The sequence below is a fragment of the Tenacibaculum ovolyticum DSM 18103 genome, from assembly GCF_000430545.1.
GTDB lineage: Bacteria > Bacteroidota > Bacteroidia > Flavobacteriales > Flavobacteriaceae > Polaribacter > Polaribacter ovolyticus.
In genome coordinates this window covers 247,653-263,816 of record NZ_KE387164.1, presented here as the reverse complement: position 1 = coordinate 263,816, position 16,164 = coordinate 247,653, and the positions used below count along the sequence as shown (strand labels likewise).

Sequence of the window (16,164 nt, the reverse complement as noted above, 5' to 3'; positions counted from 1 at the left end):
AAATTATTTTATACTTTATATTCAAAAAACACACTTTATACTTTAGTATAGTTATGTTTTTTTTCTTTGTGTATCAGATTTTGTATTGATTATCATCAATTTTGCAGGAGACTGACTTCCTTATTCTTTTATTAGTCTTCGAATTCTTCTCTTAAAACTCGTTGAACATCTAAAATTGTTTCTTCTTCTAAATCGGTTCTTTGTACTAACATTGAAACGTCTTTCTCAAGAACACTCTTTGCTGTTTCTAAACCTATTTTCTTGAATTCAGCAATTACCCAAGCTTCGATTTCATCAGAAAACTCTGTTAACTCAACATCTTCTTCTTCAAGACCTTCACGTTGAACATCAATTTCATATCCTGTTAATTCACTTGCTAACCTAATATTAACTCCTGAACGTCCAATTGCTTTTGACACTTCTTCTGGCTTTAATAAAACACTTACACGTCCTTTCTTCCCATTCTTTTCTTCATCATAAAGCTTAATATCTACCGAAGTAACTTTTGCTGGACTTAATGCTCTTGCTACAAATAACGGTTCGTTTTTTGTAAAATTGATTACATCAATGTTTTCGTTTCCTAATTCACGAACAATACCGTGAATACGAGATCCTTTTACACCAACACAAGCTCCTACAGGATCAATTCTATCATCATAAGAATCTACCGCTACTTTTGCTTTATCTCCTGGTATTCTTGCAACACCTTCAATAGTTATTAATCCATCAAAAACTTCAGGAATTTCTTGCTCAAATAATTTCACTAAGAAAGCTGGTGATGTTCTTGATAAAATAATAGCAGGTTTATTACCTCTTAATTCTACTGATTTTATAACTCCACGAACTGAATCTCCTTTTCTGAAAAAATCTGAACGAATTTGCTCACTTTTAGGTAAAACAATTTCATTTCCTTCATCATCTAACAAAATTACAGCATTATGACGAATATGATGTACTTCTGCACTATAAATACTACCTTCTAATTCTTTAAACTGCTTAAATATGTTTGAACTATCATGTTCATGAATTTTAGCAATTAAATTTTGGCGTAATGCTAAAATTGCACGTCTACCTAAATCTATTAATTTTACTTCTTCTGATACATCTTCACCAATTTCAAAATCTGGCTCAATTCTTTTCGCTTCAGCAAGCTCTATTTCTTCATTATCATCTTCCGAAAAACCATCTGCAACTACAATACGGTTTCTCCAAATCTCTAAATCTCCCTTATCTGGGTTAATAATTATATCAAAGTTTTCATCAGATCCAAACCTACGTTTTAATGCTGCACGAAATACTTCTTCTAATATAGCCATTAGAGTTACTCTATCTATACTTTTATTATCTTTAAACTCTGAAAATGACTCAATTAACGCTATATTTTCCATTTCATTCTCTTATTAAAATATGATCTTCACTTTTGCTTCCTTAATATCTTCATATGGTAAAACCATTGTTTTTTCTACCGTATGCTTTCCTTTACCTATTGGTTTAGGTTCTCTTGCTTTCCAACACAATGTAATATTAGCATCTGTTGCTTCGGTTAATGTACCTTCAAATTCTTCAGTTGCTGTTTTAACTTTTAGAATTCTTTTAACATTCTTTTTATACTGACGCTTAACCGTAAGCGGATGTGCAATATCTGGTGTTGTTACTTCTAAAGAAAAATCTTCTTCTTCTCTATCTAAATTATTCTCTATTTTTCTACTAATACGAATACATTCATTTAACGGAACACCTTGATCACCATCAACAATTACTTTTATTTTGCTATTAGCCAAAAACTGCAAATCAATTAAATACAATGATTCGTTCTCTTGCAGGGCTTCTTCTAATAATTCTTTTACGGTTTCTTGATTCATCCTAATGTATAAAAAGAGGGGACTTCCGTCCCCTGCATCTATTCTGATTAATAAATTTGCTGCAAATATAGTAAGTTATTCATTAACACACAAATGTCTTTAGGTTTTCTAATTCAGAAAAAAAATCGTAACTTGAAGCAAGTATTAACCTTTAAATCTTAATATTATGAAAAAAATATTACTCCCTATTGACTTCTCTAAGCATTCTGAGTACGCATCAAAGATTGCTTCTAAAATAGCGCGAAAAACTGACAGCGAAATACACCTAATTCACATGGTTGAATTACCTAGTGGATTTTCTGACATGGCATCTGGCGCAAATATTAGCATACCTGAGAGCATGCTATATATTAGAAAAATCAAAGACCAACTTCTTAAATACAAGAGCACTTATTTCTCTAAAGTTGACAACGTACACCATGCTATACGTTTTCAAAACCCTTATGAAGGCATTAAAGATTACTCTAAAAAAATTAGTGCTGATCTAATTATAATGGGATCTAAGGGACAAACCGCTTTAGATGAAATTTTAATTGGTTCTAACACCGAAAAGATTGTTAGAAATTCTGAAATACCAGTAATTATTTCTAAAAGAGATAGTGATGATTTTAAATTAAAAAAATTAGTTTTTGCATCAACTTTTGAAAACGACGAAGCAAAAGCTCTTGAAGGGTTTTTAGATTTTGCTTCTAAATTTAAAAGTAAAATTTATTTCTTAAAGATAAACACTCCTGACAGATTTGAAAACACCAATGATTCGAAAAACAAAATAAACGCTTTTGTTGAAAAATACAACTTAACAAACTATTCTATAAAAGTATACAATGATAAATCGGTACAAGATGGAATCTTAAACTTCTCTAATGACAATGACATTGATATTGTTTCATTAGCAACTCACGGTAGAAGTGGTTTATCTCGTTTTTTTAACGGAAGTGTGTCTTTAGACTTATCAAAAAACGTTTTAAAACCAGTACTTACTTTTAAAGTTTAAGCTCTAAATAAAACAACAACATTATATGTTTTATCCAAAAAATGAAAAGTCCCCCCATTTTTTTTATCTACTTGAAATTATAAAACAGAACAATAAGCTTCTTTAAAATAACAAAAAACTCTTCTTATTACGTTTCACTATAAACAGCCAACAATTCATTCGCTTCTTTTTTAACACTCCAATTTTGAATAATTTCTTCTCTTGCTTCAATTTCAAATTTAGACAACTCTTCCTTAATCAACTCTACAACCAAACTTTTCAAGCCTTGGACATTTCCTGCTTCAAATAAGTATCCATTTTTCCCATGAGATATCATTTCAGAATGAACACCTACATTTTTTGTTGCAATTACGGTGTTACCGCAAGACATTGCTTCTGCACATACTAAAGAAAAACCTTCAGTAAAAGAAGGGACAATTGAAATTTTTGCTGCTTGATAATAAGAAATTATATTCGGTGTTTCATCAATAAAGTAAACTTGACTTGCTACTTCATTTTCCTGAACTACATCTTTTAGCTCATCTAAAAAGGCAGGTTTATCTACCTTACCTACAATAACTATAGCCCAATCTTTATACATACTTAACTCTTCGCATAACGACTCAAGCATAATCTTCTGCCCTTTTGCTTTTCGAACTCTTCCTGCACAAAGAATAATATTTTTTTGAGATATCTCTTTTAGCTTGATATTCTCACATGGGGCAAACACTTTGGTATTAACTCCATGCGATACTTTTGTGTTTTTAATACCAAGTTTCTCATGCATCGATTTTGTTAACGTGATAACCTCATCTGATTTCTTTAACAAAAACCTTGTTAAACCTGAAGGGTCACTCTCTGCATGCCTAGTTGACACCAATTTAAATTTTGCACCTAAGAAACGATACCACAATATTTTCATAATTTCATTGTTTCGATGACAATGAACTACGACTCTCTTGTTTGAAAAGAGCATTTCTTTTAATGCTGGTTTTTTTAACTTACTTCCTTCTATACCGTAACCATAGATATATATGTTACATAATTTCTTTAAGTCTGGAATCACATTTTCAATACTCCTTGTAACCCCTGTTCTTCTTTTATGAAAATGAGTATGTATAACTATTAGATCAGTATCCATCTAAGCAAATCTTCTTTCTATAATTTCAAATAATCTATTTTCGTATGCTTCCTTATCAGACCAATCGTAATCTGGTTTTACCATTTTATTAATAAAACTTCTCGCCTCTTTTTCTGTTTTTAACGTATTTAATTGAGAAATCACTCTGTTAAAATCATTCTGATTATTATCAAACAAGTGCTTAACAAAAGCTATCCTATCATTTAAACCTATTTGTATCGTATTTTGTAAACGATCATTTAATGATTTTGAATCAGCTTTTTTAAATAAATCTGCCATTACATCTACAGAAATTGTATCCTGTAATTCCTCTTCTAAGGTCTGTGTTTTTCTCTCCCCTACATCCTCTACATCATTCTTTATATTGCTAGTATCCTTAAATAATATATCTTCAAGTTCATCAAAAGGCTGCTCTAAAATTTCATTAACATCTTTCTCTTCTATAGCTACCTCTTTTTCAACAGTATCAGTATCTTCTACAATTACAGTTTCCTCAACCTCTACAATTTCTTTAACCTCAACAATCTCCTCAGGCTCAATAACCTTTTCACTAACAAGTTCCTCTTCTACAAACTCTTCTTCTTTTAAATAATGAACAACTTTGTTTTCTTCAGGCAAAGGCACTTCAACCTTGTCTTTCACAATTCTATTTTCTTCTGCCAACAAAACATCGGCTAATAATGCTGCTTTTGTTTTCGTAGGATTAGGCGTATTATTAATATACTCCTCTACATATGCTAAAACTGAAAGTTTCTCATAAACTTCATAGGCTTTTTGCTTTAACTCAAACACATCATCTTTCTTTTTCATTTTTAAAATACTGTGTGCTAAACTGGTTAAATCTGATGCTAGTTTTTTGTGCATAAGTTGTTGTTTGATTTTATTTTTTTCTGTTAAATTTTAATAATTTTGTTGCTTACTCGAAAGTAATATAAAAATCAATAATCTAGTGCTTAAAATTACAAAATGTTTCTTGAAAATACAGTAAACCACACAGAACAATTTGGTTGGATCGAAGTAATATGCGGCTCAATGTTCTCGGGTAAAACCGAGGAGTTAATTCGTAGACTTAAACGCGCTCAATTTGCAAAACAGCGTGTTGAAATTTTTAAACCCGCAGTAGATACTCGTTATGATGATGAAGAGGTTGTATCTCATAATGCAAACAGAATTAGATCAACACCTGTACCCTCTTCTTCAAACATTCGCCTACTAGCCAACAACGTTGATGTTATAGGTATTGATGAAGCACAGTTTTTTGACGATGGTATTGTTGCTGTTTGTAATGACCTAGCTAACAGAGGTGTTCGTGTTATTGTAGCAGGTTTAGATATGGATTTTAAAGGAAATCCTTTTGGTCCTATGCCAGCATTAATGGCGACTGCTGAATACGTAACAAAAGTACATGCTGTTTGTACACATACTGGAAACTTGGCACATTTTAGCTATAGAAAAGCATTAAATGAAGATTTGGTTTTACTCGGTGAAACTCAAGAGTACGAGCCTTTAAGTAGGGCTGCGTATTATAAAGCAATGAAAGAACAGAACAAACAAAAAGAAAACTTACCTGATGAATAATCATGTCACTATTTTAGAAATTGATGCAAAAGCAGTAGAACACAACCTTACTTACTTTAAGCAAAAGCTAAACCCTAATACTAAGATACTAGCGGTTGTTAAAGCTTTTGGTTACGGTAGTGAATCAGTAGAAATTGCTAAATTACTTCAAGATAAAGTTGATTATTTTGCGGTAGCTTATTCTAATGAAGGCGTAATTTTACGCGAAGCAGGTATTAAAACTCCTATTTTAGTTTTACATCCTCAAATTCAAAACTTAAAAGAAATTGTAAAACACAGGTTAGAACCGAATCTCTATAATTTTAAAATTTTTGATGCTTTTATTCAGTTAGCTGATGAAAAACCTTTAATGAATTACCCAGTTCATATTAAATTTAATACAGGTTTAAACAGATTAGGTTTTTGGCATACCGATGTTCCTAACATTATTACAGCTGTTAAAAAATCTAATAACATAAAAGTTGAATCTATTTTTTCTCATTTAGCTGCCAGTGAAGACACTAATGAACAAGAATTTACAATTGGGCAAATAAATAATTTTGCTTATATCGTAAAACAATTTTATGAATATTTAGGCTACGAACCAATGCTTCATATTTTAAACACTTCTGGTGTTATAAATTATCCGCAAGCTCAGTTTGATATGGTTCGTATAGGTATTGGCTTATATGGTTTTGGAAATAATCCAGAAGAAACAGCTCAATTAAAAAACACACATACCTTAAAATCTATTATTTCACAAATACATATAATTCAACCTGGTGAAACAGTTGGATACAACAGAGAATTTGTTGCAAATAAGGTTACTCGTAGCGCTACCATTCCTATTGGTCATGCCGATGGAATATCTCGAAAACTAGGAAACGAACAAGGTTTTGTAGTTATAAATAAACAAGCTGTTCCTATTATTGGTAATGTTTGTATGGATATGATTATGGTTGATGTTACAAAAATTGACTGTAAAGAAGGAGATGAAGTTATTGTTTTTAACCACCAACAACACATAGAATACATTGCTCATAAGTGCGAAACAATTCCGTATGAAATACTTACAGCAATATCACAACGCGTAAAAAGATTGGTAAAACGCTAATTTTTTTATATATTTTCAACTCAATTAACTATTAAAAACAAAAATCATGGGAATGCTTAAAGAATTTAAAGAGTTTGCAATGAAAGGCAATTTAGTCGACATTGCTGTAGGTTTCGTTATGGGAGCTGCTTTTAAACAAGTAGTAACTTCTTTTACGGGTGGAATTATATCACCTTTAATAGGTTTGTTATTTAACGCAAACTTTAAAGATTTAAAATACATAGCAAAACAAGGGATAGCTGATGAAGCTGGAAAAATAACAGGTGAAGTTGCTATTTTATATGGTGAGTTTTTAACTAACATTATCGATTTTATTATCGTTGCCTTTGTAATGTTTATGGTTGTAAAAGGTGTTAATGCTTTAAAGAAAAAAGAAGAACCTGCTCCTGAAGCTCCAAAAGGACCTAGTCAAGAAGATCTTTTAACTGAAATTAGAGATTTATTAAAAAAATAAATCTTTAATAATTATACAAAAAAAGGCGATAAATTAATTTATCGCCTTTTTTATTCTTTATAATATTTTAAACATGCTTTCCTTTTTCCCAACCATGTTTTCCTAAATACTGATCTCCACTCTCAACTGCGCCATCTTCAATAGAAGTTCCCATAGAATCATTCCATCTATTTAAATATCCGAATAAAGAAATTACTCCTAACATTTCTACAATCTCTCCTTCATCCCAATATTTATATAATTCAGTCTTTATTTTATCATCAACCATGTTTGGTACCATAGAAGCAGCTAATGAAAAATCTAATGCAGCACGCTCAGCATCCGAAAAGGCAGCATGTGTTTTGTACTCCCAAATATTATCTAACTGCTCTTGCTCTGCTCCGTAACGTTCAGCCGCTCTAATAGCATGTGCTTGACAATATCTACAACCAGTAGCATTACTCGAAACCCAAGCAATCATTCTTTTTAAAGCTGAAGTTACCTTTCCTTCATTTGCCATCACTGCTTTGTTTAAATTTATAAAAGCTTTTGAAATGGCAGGACGACGCTGCATTGTTAAAACAGAATTTGGGCAAAACCCAAGTGTTTCATTAAAAAATTCTGCTAATTCTTTGGTTTCTTTATCATGCTCTGCTGATAATGGTGTTACTAATGGCATATATTCTATTTTTATTAATAAATTTTTACAGTAAGTTTGTGTAAAGTTTCAACAAATTATGTTGACTCTTTATTAAATTCGCTTACGCAAGAAACAAAAAAATAATTAAATTATGGCATCACATACAGTTACAACCGTTTGGAAAGAAAACATGCAATTCGAAACTGATAACCCAAGCGGTCACAAAACATTTATAGATGTAGGTGAAGAAAATGGAGGAAATGGTAATGGTTTAAGACCGAAAGCTATGATGTTATCTGCCTTAGCAGGTTGTTCAGGTGTAGATGTTATTCCTTTATTAGATAAAATGCGCGTTTCTATTGATGATTTTAAAGTGGTAATTACAGGTGAATTAACAGAAGAACACCCTAAATATTACGACAAAGTATTTGTTGATTATCATTTTTATGGAACAGCTTTAAATGAAGATAAAATTAACAAGGCGGTACAATTATCAGTAGATAAATATTGTGGTGTTATGGAAATGTTTAGAAAATTTGCTGAAGTAAAAACAACCAATCATTTTCACAATAAATAAAAAACACAGAAATTAATTACATGCGTTGGACTTTAAAGCAAGAACCCGATTCTATAAAAGTAAATCAATTAGCAAAAGAGCTAGGTATTGAAAAAACATTGGCTAAAATTCTTGTACAACGTAATATAGATAGTTTTGATAAAGCAAAGCAGTTTTTTCGTCCGTCTTTAGAAGACCTACATGATCCGTTTTTAATGAAGGATATGGATATTGCTGTTCAGCGAATTGAAAATGCAATTACCAACAACGAAAATATTTTAGTTTTTGGTGATTATGATGTTGACGGAACAACCGCCGTTTCTTTAATGTCATCTTATTTAAAAACAATTCATCCGAATAGCATAGCAACATATATTCCCGATAGATACGCCGAAGGTTATGGTGTTTCGTATATGGGAATTGATTTTGCTCATGACAATAATTTCTCTTTAATTATTGCTTTAGATTGTGGTATAAAGGCAATTGATAAGGTTGCTTATGCTTCAGAAAAAAATATTGATTTTATTATTTGTGATCACCACAAACCTGGTGCTGAAATCCCGAAAGCTGTAGCCGTTTTAAATCCGAAACAGGTAGATTGTAATTATCCGTACGATGAATTATGTGGTTGTGGTGTTGGTTTTAAATTAATTCAGGCACTAGCATCTAAAAGAAATCAGACTATAGATGATTTAGTTGGTTATTTAGATTTAGTTGCCACTGCAATTGCTGCAGATATTGTACCAATGACAGGCGAAAACAGAACTTTAGCTTATTGGGGATTGCAAATAATTAACTCGCAACCCAGAAATGGAATTAAAGCAATAATTCATCAACTAGATAAAAAAGTACTAACAATTACTGATGTTGTTTTTATTATCGCTCCGCGGATAAACGCCGCCGGTAGAATGAAACATGGTAATTATGCTGTTGAGTTATTAACTGAAATGGATTTTGATTCGGCTATTGAGTTTGCTTCTTCTATAGAAAAATTTAACTCTGACAGAAAAGAACTCGATAAAAAAATTACACAAGAGGCTTTACTTCAAATTGAAAATAATGAGGAAACTGAAAAATTCACCTCAGTTGTTTTTGATGAGAGTTGGCATAAAGGAGTTATCGGAATTGTAGCTTCTAGATTAATTGAAACGTATTACAGACCTACACTCGTTTTTACCAAAAGTGGCGATAAACTCGCAGCTTCTGCTCGTTCAGTAAAAGGTTTTGATGTGTATAATGCCCTAGAACAATGTGCTGATTTTATTGAGCAATTTGGTGGTCATAAATATGCAGCTGGCTTAACATTATTACCAGAGCAATATGAGGGTTTTAAAAATAAATTTGAAGAAGTTGTTGCTTCCACTATAAACAAGGAGTTATTAATTCCAGAAATTAACATTGATGCTGAGTTAGATTTATCTGAAATTTCGCCAAAGTTTTATAGAATTCTACAACAAATGGCTCCTTTTGGGCCTCAGAATATGAAACCTGCTTTTTCAACCACTTCTGTAAGAGATAATGGTTATGGAAAACAAGTTGGTGCAGATAAAACACATTTAAAACTAAATATTATTTACGGGTCGGATAAGCGAACTTATAATGCTATTGGATTTAATTTAGGCAACAAGCTATCTGCTGTTCAAAATGATTTTGATATTGTATATGCACTAGATGAAAATACATGGAACGGAAACACTTCCATTCAGTTACTTCTAAAAGATTTAAAATAATTTATTTAGAATTAGTCTAAATAAATTATATATTTGTTTCCGTAAAAAACATATTATGGAAAATATAATTAAAATATACGACAATCAAATTGGTATTTCCTTTCACTGGAGAGATGCTAACACCCATTTAATTCAATTAATATTTCGTGATACTGGTTTTCATTTAACTATAAATGAAATAGAAGAATTTTCTGAAAAAGTATTGGATTCTAAGAATCAAAAAAATTGTGCTACTTGTATAAAAGGTGATAATTGCAAATCTATATTATTACAAACTCCATCAGAAAAAGTAAGCATGGCTGTTTCTAAAATTGAACTTGGTCAAATAGATGATTTACTTAAAGGTACTTTATTTCAAATTCGAATGAATAGCTATTTAGATGATTTATGTAGAAATTAAAAAAACGCCCTGTTTCCAGAGCGTTTTTTTAAACTTCAATAATATATAGTCGCTTAATGTTTAACAAGAACTTTTACACGTTGTCGTTTTCCATTAATAAATGTCTTAACATAATAAATACCTCTTCTTAGATTATTTAAATTATATTTAAAGGTATTGTTACCTTTAACAACACTTTCGTTAGTAGAAAACACTTTACGCCCTCCATATATACTATATATTGAAATTTCTACAATTGAATCATCGTTAGCATCAACACTTATTGTTAAAGCATTTCTATATAAAGGATTAGGATATAATCTCATTCTAGTAATAGCTGGCGTATTTACAGCTCCCCCATCGCAAGAACCTAACACTGCTCCTTTTCTTAAGAAATGTTTTACTAAAAATTCTGGAATACATTTTACTCTTCCTCTAAAACATATTTTAACCTTCTTAAAACCAAAGTAATTACCACATGAAACATTTATTACTTCTACTGTAATTTCCTTAGAAATACTACAACCATTTGCATCTGTAATTGTAACACTATAAATTGTGTTTTCTTTTGGACACACATTAATACGCTCTGTTGTTTCTCCATTATCCCACTCATAAGAATAAGGAGCTGCACCACCTGATATTGAAAGTACTTCTAAACTAGTACAAGCTTGTTTTCTGTAACCTTTATAAACCGTTGCATCTTCAGACACAGAAACTTCCATCTCTACTGGCTCTTCAATAATAAAATCTTGAGTTATTGATGCACCTACTGCATCCGTTACCGTTACTGTATAATCACCTGCGGCTAAACCTGTTGCTGTTGTTGTTTCAGATCCACTACTCCATACATATGTATAAGGTAACACTCCATTAACTGCAGAAACTATAGCTGAACCATCATTAGCTCCATTACAATTCACATTAGCAACTGCAATATTTAACGCAAGCTCTTTTAATTGCAAGCGAATAGATACTGGGAAATGATCAGATGTTGTACGAGAATACGTATTATTATAAAACTCATAATGTACTCTTTCAGAATTTGTCAAATAATTATCATCCAATTCATTAGAAATCGCAATATGGTCTATCATATTTTCTCTAAATACAAAAGATCTAAATCCGTTATTTGTTAAAGATTCTGTAACAATAGAATAGTTTACTGTATCTTTTATATAAACATCGTATGTAGAAGTAGCATCTGTAACTAGATCAGCCACTACTGTTTCATCTACATCATCATTATAATCTCCTAACAATATTAAGTTTGCATTTGAAAATCTAGTATCTAAAGAATCTTTTAAAACCTCAACATCATATTTACGCATGTTATATCTGTTCTGCGCATCTCCACTATTATTCGCTCTCGCGTGTAATGCTACAAAACTATACTCTTCTGTTTCACCATTAATAGTAACATCAGCAGTCATTAAGAAAGGTAGTCTTCCACTTGCATAAAATCTTGTTTTATCGCTATTAGGAAAATCAGCTAAAACAGCATCATCTCCTCCATTATACAAAGGGTGAATAGATCTTAGTAACGCTTCAGTTTTCTTAACATTTACTGTAGCCTTTCTATAAATAAAACCTACTTTTTGGCTTATACCATCTGTTGAATTAGGTCGAGAAATAGCATCAGAAAGTACATAATCATATGCTGGTAATTCCTTTAATAATTCATCAAACAATTGTACATCTACGATTTCTTGAACCGCAATTACATCTGCATCTAATTTATTTAACGCTGCTTTTACGCTTTCTTTTTGAATTTGATCTGAGTTTGGGTTCCCTGCCGCAGGTGAATTTTCTTCATCTCCAAACCATTCTATATTCCAAGTAACAACATCTAATGTATTTTCTTTAGGAATATCATTCACTGGAAAAGTTGGTGGTACATAAGTAGTAGCACAAGACATGTCGCTTCCTTGTCTTGGTAATAATGAGTAGAAATTTAAAAATCTACTTACTACCCCTACAATTTCATTACAAGTTTCTGGTTGACCTAAACCAACAATATCCGTTACATCTAAATCTATACGTACTTGCCCACTACCACTTGCATCAGTTAAATTGTAATTTGAATTACCGAATAAAATATCTCCTGCTTTTGGAAAAGTTGGGTTTAAAACCTTAACTAATTGACTTGGATAATTAACCAGTTCATTTAATGTAACAACCTTAGCTTCTATTGGGTTATTTGGCACTCCATTGTTAATAACCTCTGTTACTTGACTTATTTGAATTTGATCTTTAAATGAACTTCTAGTTCCTTTTACCGTGATTGAATCTCCTATTTTAAAAATATTCTCACCATAAACTTGTTCATCAAAAATAGCAATTGCTCCAGTAGTATCTTGAATATAAGCAGATCCTCTAAACTCATCTGCAACTGTTAAAACTCCTGTTATAAATACTTTTTCACCATCTACTTTATTTCTAGCTTCTGCTATTGTACTTGGTGAAGTAGGCGCAGTAACTACATCTGCATTTTTGGCTCCAGGAGTTGGTAATAACTGTGTAAATGAGCTTGTATTTCTTGCTCCTCCTAATCCGTTTGGTGAACGTTGTAATGAATGAATATTTTTAGTTCCTTGTGCATCTTCATTTAATTGAGGCTCTCCTGTATTTAGTAAAATTAATAATTCTGCATCATCAGCATCATTTGTTCCATAAACAACAGCATCTACTAAATTCGTTGTTGTTACCGAAGTACTATTAGGGAAATCAGTAACGCTTCCTTGATATAATGCCACAGCATCTGCTCCGTTTTGTAATGCATTGTTTGGTACTACTAAATTTACATTTGGTACATCTTGATTCCCAATTACAAAATATCCTGTCGCATTGGTTGTTTGACCTGATAAATCAATTGTTCTATAGCTTGAATTATTTGACCCATTATAAAAAACTAACACCAATCCATCTAACGAAGTATTTCCTATTCCTCCATCAAATAACTCTACGAATTCTTGTGTATCTGTTCCCGAAGTATCAGCATCTAATTCATTAATTAATACAGTAGAGGTACTTGAAATAGCAGTACCTGATAAACTTACATCATCGAAACCTGCATAATCACTTCCTCCATTTTGTTTTACATTAACAACAAAGCCAACAGTGTTTACTGTATCCGGAACTGCTATATTAATAGCCTCCCAACCTGTTGTTGAAAATGGACTACCGACCGTAATAATTTCTTCACTTTGAGTTTGTCCATCAAAAACTATTTGATAACCAATAGTATCTCCATTAGCAACATCGTACCCTACCACATTTAACGAAAATGACAATTGTACATTTTCAAAACCAGTAACATCTATAGTTTCAAAAGAAAGAGATCCACCTGCTGATGTTCCACAATTCCCATCTAAATCTCTAACTCCAAAAAAGTTAGCATTCGTTTTAGCTGTACTTATAGATCCTACACTTGCTACTACATCCCAAACATCATTTCCTCCATCGTTACAAACTACTGGTGAAACTGTATAATTCCATGAATCATCACCTTCAAAACCTTGAAAAGCAATAAAATCTCCTGTATCAACTGGTGGAGGCACAACAATTACTACTCCATTTTCTGCTCCTGGCGTTGGTAACGATTGTGTATATGAACTTGTGTTTCTTGCTCCTCCTACTCCATTTGGACCACGTTGTAATGAATGTGTATCTTTTTCTCCTAATTCATCTTCATTCAATTGTGGTTCTCCTGAATTTAATAAAATCAGTAATTCTGCATCATCACCATCGTTTGTATCATAAACAACAGCATCAATTAAATTATCTATTGTTACTAAACTTCCGTTAGGAAAATCAGCTAAAGTTCCTGAATATAATGCCACAGCATCTGCTCCATTTTGTAAACCATTGTTTGGTATTACTAAATTTACATTTGGTACATCTTGATTACCTATCACAAAGTAACCTGTTGCATTGGTTGTTTGACCTGATAAATCAATTGTTCTATAACTTAAATTATTTGATCCGTTATAAAAAACCAATACCAATCCGTCTAACGAAGTATTTCCTTGTCCTCCATCATATAACTCTACAAACTCTTGTGTATCTGCACCTGAAGTATCTGCATCTAATTCATTTATTATAATAGTAGGAGTTGTCGAAATTGCAGTACCTGATAAACTTACATCATCAAAACCAGCATAATCACTACCTCCATTTTGTTTCACATTAACAACAAAACTTACAGAAGTTACCGTATTTGGTATCGCTACATTAATCGTTTCCCAACCTGTTGTTGTGTACGAACTTCCTACAGTAATCATTTCTTCAGCCTGCATTTGCCCATCTAACACAACTTGATATCCAATCGTATCTCCATTAGCAACATCATAACCTACTACATTTACAGAAAATGATAATTGTACATCTTCGAAATTAGAAACATCTATTGCATCAAAAGAAAGAGAACCTCCTGTTGATGTTCCACAATTTCCATCTAAATCTCTAACTCCAAAAAAACTTGTAGCTGTTTTTGGAGTAGTTATAGATCCTACACTAGTTACCACATCCCAAACATCATTTCCATTATCGTTACATGTTACTGGTGAAGCTGTGTAACCCCACGAATCATTTGCTTCGAAACCTTGAAAAACTATATAATCTCCTGTATTAGGTGGTGTTATAACACCTGGTAAAGTTGTTGCTGTAACAGTATTACTACTTAATGAGGTATTACTAGAAGCATCAATAGCTTTTACACTAAAACTATAGGTAGTATTTGCTGCTAATCCACTAACATTATAATTTGTAGTGGCAACTGCTGCAATTTGAATTCCATCCTGAAATATTTGATACGCTATTACTCCTATATTATCTGTCGAAGCATCCCAAGAAAGTGTTATGCTCGTACTATCAACTACTGAGGCAACCAAATTAGTTGGTACAGAAGGAGCTTCATTGTCTGGATTTGTGTTGTTAAATCTATCTTCTGCTTGAGGCCCTCCCCAAATAGCAGTAGCAAAAGCAGGATTATCTATAAAAGGATTTCTATTTCCTTGAATTCCCTCAACAATCACATTTCTATTAATTTCATATTGAGAAACAGGATCTTGCACATTCCACTCTAAGAAAATATCTGGAATTTCGGCATTAAAAGTAGTTGCCCCAGTACCTACTTTTGTTAATTTACATCGATTTTCATAACGCAAATACATATACATCATCATACGTGCAACATCTCCTTTCCATTCATCTCCAGGATACCATCCATTATTAAATGCTCTAGCGTTACCTCCGCCAACTACATCTATAAAAGGTCTGCTTCCTCTGTTTGAATTCATACTAACATCTGAAGATCTTAAGTGATGAATATCTGATCCCGGTCCTGAAGTTCCTAAATTAGGACTCCCTAAAGATTTTGGATACGTATGTTCTCTGTTCCAATCTGTTCCAGAGTTACCTCCGTTGTTGTTTTTACTTCTTGTTCTATCAGTTTTAGAATCTCCATCAGTGTCGTTATATCCATAAATTAATAACACATTATTTGCGTTATTTGGATCTAAATCTGTTTGTTTTAATACATTCCATACACCAGGAGTGTATGACCCTGTTGTTCCTTGCTGAATGAGTAAAGCTAAATTTGTTTTTAATTGTTGCCCCGTGTTTGTAATATTTGTTCCATTATAATAAGTCGGAACCTGAGCTGATACGTTTACTAACGCAAATGAGAAAAAAACAATAAAAAGTAGTTGTTTTTTTAAATAATGATAATCCATTGTAAAATTAAGTTAGAAGGTTAATCTCACAAAGATAAGTACTT

At 32.0% G+C, this 16,164-nt stretch carries 13 protein-coding genes; 7 read left to right on the top strand and 6 right to left on the bottom strand.

The features are described 5' to 3' along the window. Window positions 1-131: 131 nt before the first annotated feature. Both nusA and rimP read right to left on the bottom strand, forming a co-directional pair. Window positions 132-1,388 carry a transcription termination factor NusA gene (gene nusA, locus H518_RS0115885; protein WP_028889982.1) on the bottom strand — a complete coding sequence of 419 codons (1,257 nt, stop codon included), beginning with the start codon at window positions 1,386-1,388 and terminating at the stop codon, window positions 132-134. 12 nt (window positions 1,389-1,400) lie between these two features. Then, a complete protein-coding gene (gene rimP, locus H518_RS0115880) occupies window positions 1,401-1,862 on the bottom strand; it encodes a ribosome assembly cofactor RimP (protein ID WP_028889981.1) in 462 nt (153 codons plus the stop codon). Window positions 1,863-2,028: 166 nt separating this feature from the next. Between rimP and H518_RS0115875 the strand changes: the two genes are divergently transcribed. After that, entirely contained in the window at window positions 2,029-2,856 is an 828-nt protein-coding gene (locus H518_RS0115875) for a universal stress protein (RefSeq protein WP_028889980.1), read from the top strand. A 127-nt stretch (window positions 2,857-2,983) separates the two neighbouring features. On the opposite strand, the gene H518_RS0115870 is transcribed toward H518_RS0115875, so the two are convergent. After that, window positions 2,984-3,976 carry a glycosyltransferase family 4 protein gene (locus H518_RS0115870; protein WP_028889979.1) on the bottom strand — a complete coding sequence of 331 codons (993 nt, stop codon included), beginning with the start codon at window positions 3,974-3,976 and terminating at the stop codon, window positions 2,984-2,986. Next, window positions 3,977-4,840, bottom strand: coding sequence for a hypothetical protein (locus H518_RS0115865; protein ID WP_028889978.1), 864 nt, complete (start codon window positions 4,838-4,840; stop codon window positions 3,977-3,979). 102 nt (window positions 4,841-4,942) lie between these two features. Here H518_RS0115865 and H518_RS0115860 point away from each other — a divergent pair, with 102 nt between their 5' ends. Genes H518_RS0115860 through mscL form a run of 3 tightly spaced genes read left to right on the top strand, consistent with a single transcriptional unit; the run spans window position 4,943 to window position 7,101 of the window. Continuing rightward, entirely contained in the window at window positions 4,943-5,554 is a 612-nt protein-coding gene (locus tag H518_RS0115860) for a thymidine kinase (RefSeq protein WP_028889977.1), read from the top strand. Beyond that, window positions 5,547-6,647, top strand: coding sequence for an alanine racemase (gene alr, locus H518_RS0115855; RefSeq protein WP_028889976.1), 1,101 nt, complete (start codon window positions 5,547-5,549; stop codon window positions 6,645-6,647). The genes H518_RS0115860 and alr overlap by 8 nt, the downstream gene beginning before the upstream one ends. A 52-nt stretch (window positions 6,648-6,699) precedes the next feature. Beyond that, complete coding sequence (gene mscL / locus H518_RS0115850) at window positions 6,700-7,101, top strand: large-conductance mechanosensitive channel protein MscL (protein ID WP_197474527.1); 402 nt, start codon at window positions 6,700-6,702, stop codon at window positions 7,099-7,101. 67 nt (window positions 7,102-7,168) lie between these two features. On the opposite strand, the gene H518_RS0115845 is transcribed toward mscL, so the two are convergent. Beyond that, the gene (locus H518_RS0115845) at window positions 7,169-7,759 is read right to left on the bottom strand and encodes a carboxymuconolactone decarboxylase family protein (protein ID WP_028889974.1); all 591 of its coding nucleotides are present in this window, start codon (window positions 7,757-7,759) and stop codon (window positions 7,169-7,171) included. Between the two features lie 112 nt (window positions 7,760-7,871). Here H518_RS0115845 and H518_RS0115840 point away from each other — a divergent pair, with 112 nt between their 5' ends. The 3 genes from H518_RS0115840 to H518_RS0115830 are packed head-to-tail and all read left to right on the top strand — an operon-like array spanning window position 7,872 to window position 10,406. After that, complete coding sequence (locus tag H518_RS0115840; protein ID WP_028889973.1) at window positions 7,872-8,297, top strand: OsmC family protein; 426 nt, start codon at window positions 7,872-7,874, stop codon at window positions 8,295-8,297. Window positions 8,298-8,317: 20 nt separating this feature from the next. Next, window positions 8,318-10,006, top strand: a complete 1,689-nt coding sequence (gene recJ, locus H518_RS0115835) for a single-stranded-DNA-specific exonuclease RecJ (protein ID WP_028889972.1) — start codon at window positions 8,318-8,320, stop codon at window positions 10,004-10,006. Window positions 10,007-10,061: 55 nt separating this feature from the next. Beyond that, on the top strand, window positions 10,062-10,406 hold the full coding sequence (locus tag H518_RS0115830) for a hypothetical protein (protein WP_028889971.1): 345 nt from the start codon (window positions 10,062-10,064) through the stop codon (window positions 10,404-10,406). A gap of 53 nt (window positions 10,407-10,459) precedes the next feature. Here the strand turns inward: H518_RS0115830 and H518_RS0115825 are convergent, their stop codons facing one another. After that, on the bottom strand, window positions 10,460-16,120 hold the full coding sequence (locus tag H518_RS0115825) for an endonuclease (RefSeq protein WP_028889970.1): 5,661 nt from the start codon (window positions 16,118-16,120) through the stop codon (window positions 10,460-10,462). Window positions 16,121-16,164: the final 44 nt, after the last annotated feature.

Bases quoted from the DNA above. Each gene is read 5' to 3' on its own strand.
- H518_RS0115865 (WP_028889978.1), bottom strand. From the start codon at position 4,840: ATGCACAAAAAACTAGCATCAGATTTAACCAGTTTAGCACACAGTATT.
- H518_RS0115840 (WP_028889973.1), top strand. From the start codon at position 7,872: ATGGCATCACATACAGTTACAACCGTTTGGAAAGAAAACATGCAATTC.
- mscL (WP_197474527.1), top strand. From the start codon at position 6,700: ATGCTTAAAGAATTTAAAGAGTTTGCAATGAAAGGCAATTTAGTCGAC.
- H518_RS0115860 (WP_028889977.1), top strand. From the start codon at position 4,943: ATGTTTCTTGAAAATACAGTAAACCACACAGAACAATTTGGTTGGATC.
- alr (WP_028889976.1), top strand. From the start codon at position 5,547: ATGAATAATCATGTCACTATTTTAGAAATTGATGCAAAAGCAGTAGAA.
- rimP (WP_028889981.1), bottom strand. From the start codon at position 1,862: ATGAATCAAGAAACCGTAAAAGAATTATTAGAAGAAGCCCTGCAAGAG.
- H518_RS0115825 (WP_028889970.1), bottom strand. From the start codon at position 16,120: ATGGATTATCATTATTTAAAAAAACAACTACTTTTTATTGTTTTTTTC.
- H518_RS0115830 (WP_028889971.1), top strand. From the start codon at position 10,062: ATGGAAAATATAATTAAAATATACGACAATCAAATTGGTATTTCCTTT.
- recJ (WP_028889972.1), top strand. From the start codon at position 8,318: ATGCGTTGGACTTTAAAGCAAGAACCCGATTCTATAAAAGTAAATCAA.
- nusA (WP_028889982.1), bottom strand. From the start codon at position 1,388: ATGGAAAATATAGCGTTAATTGAGTCATTTTCAGAGTTTAAAGATAAT.
- H518_RS0115870 (WP_028889979.1), bottom strand. From the start codon at position 3,976: ATGGATACTGATCTAATAGTTATACATACTCATTTTCATAAAAGAAGA.
- H518_RS0115845 (WP_028889974.1), bottom strand. From the start codon at position 7,759: ATGCCATTAGTAACACCATTATCAGCAGAGCATGATAAAGAAACCAAA.
- H518_RS0115875 (WP_028889980.1), top strand. From the start codon at position 2,029: ATGAAAAAAATATTACTCCCTATTGACTTCTCTAAGCATTCTGAGTAC.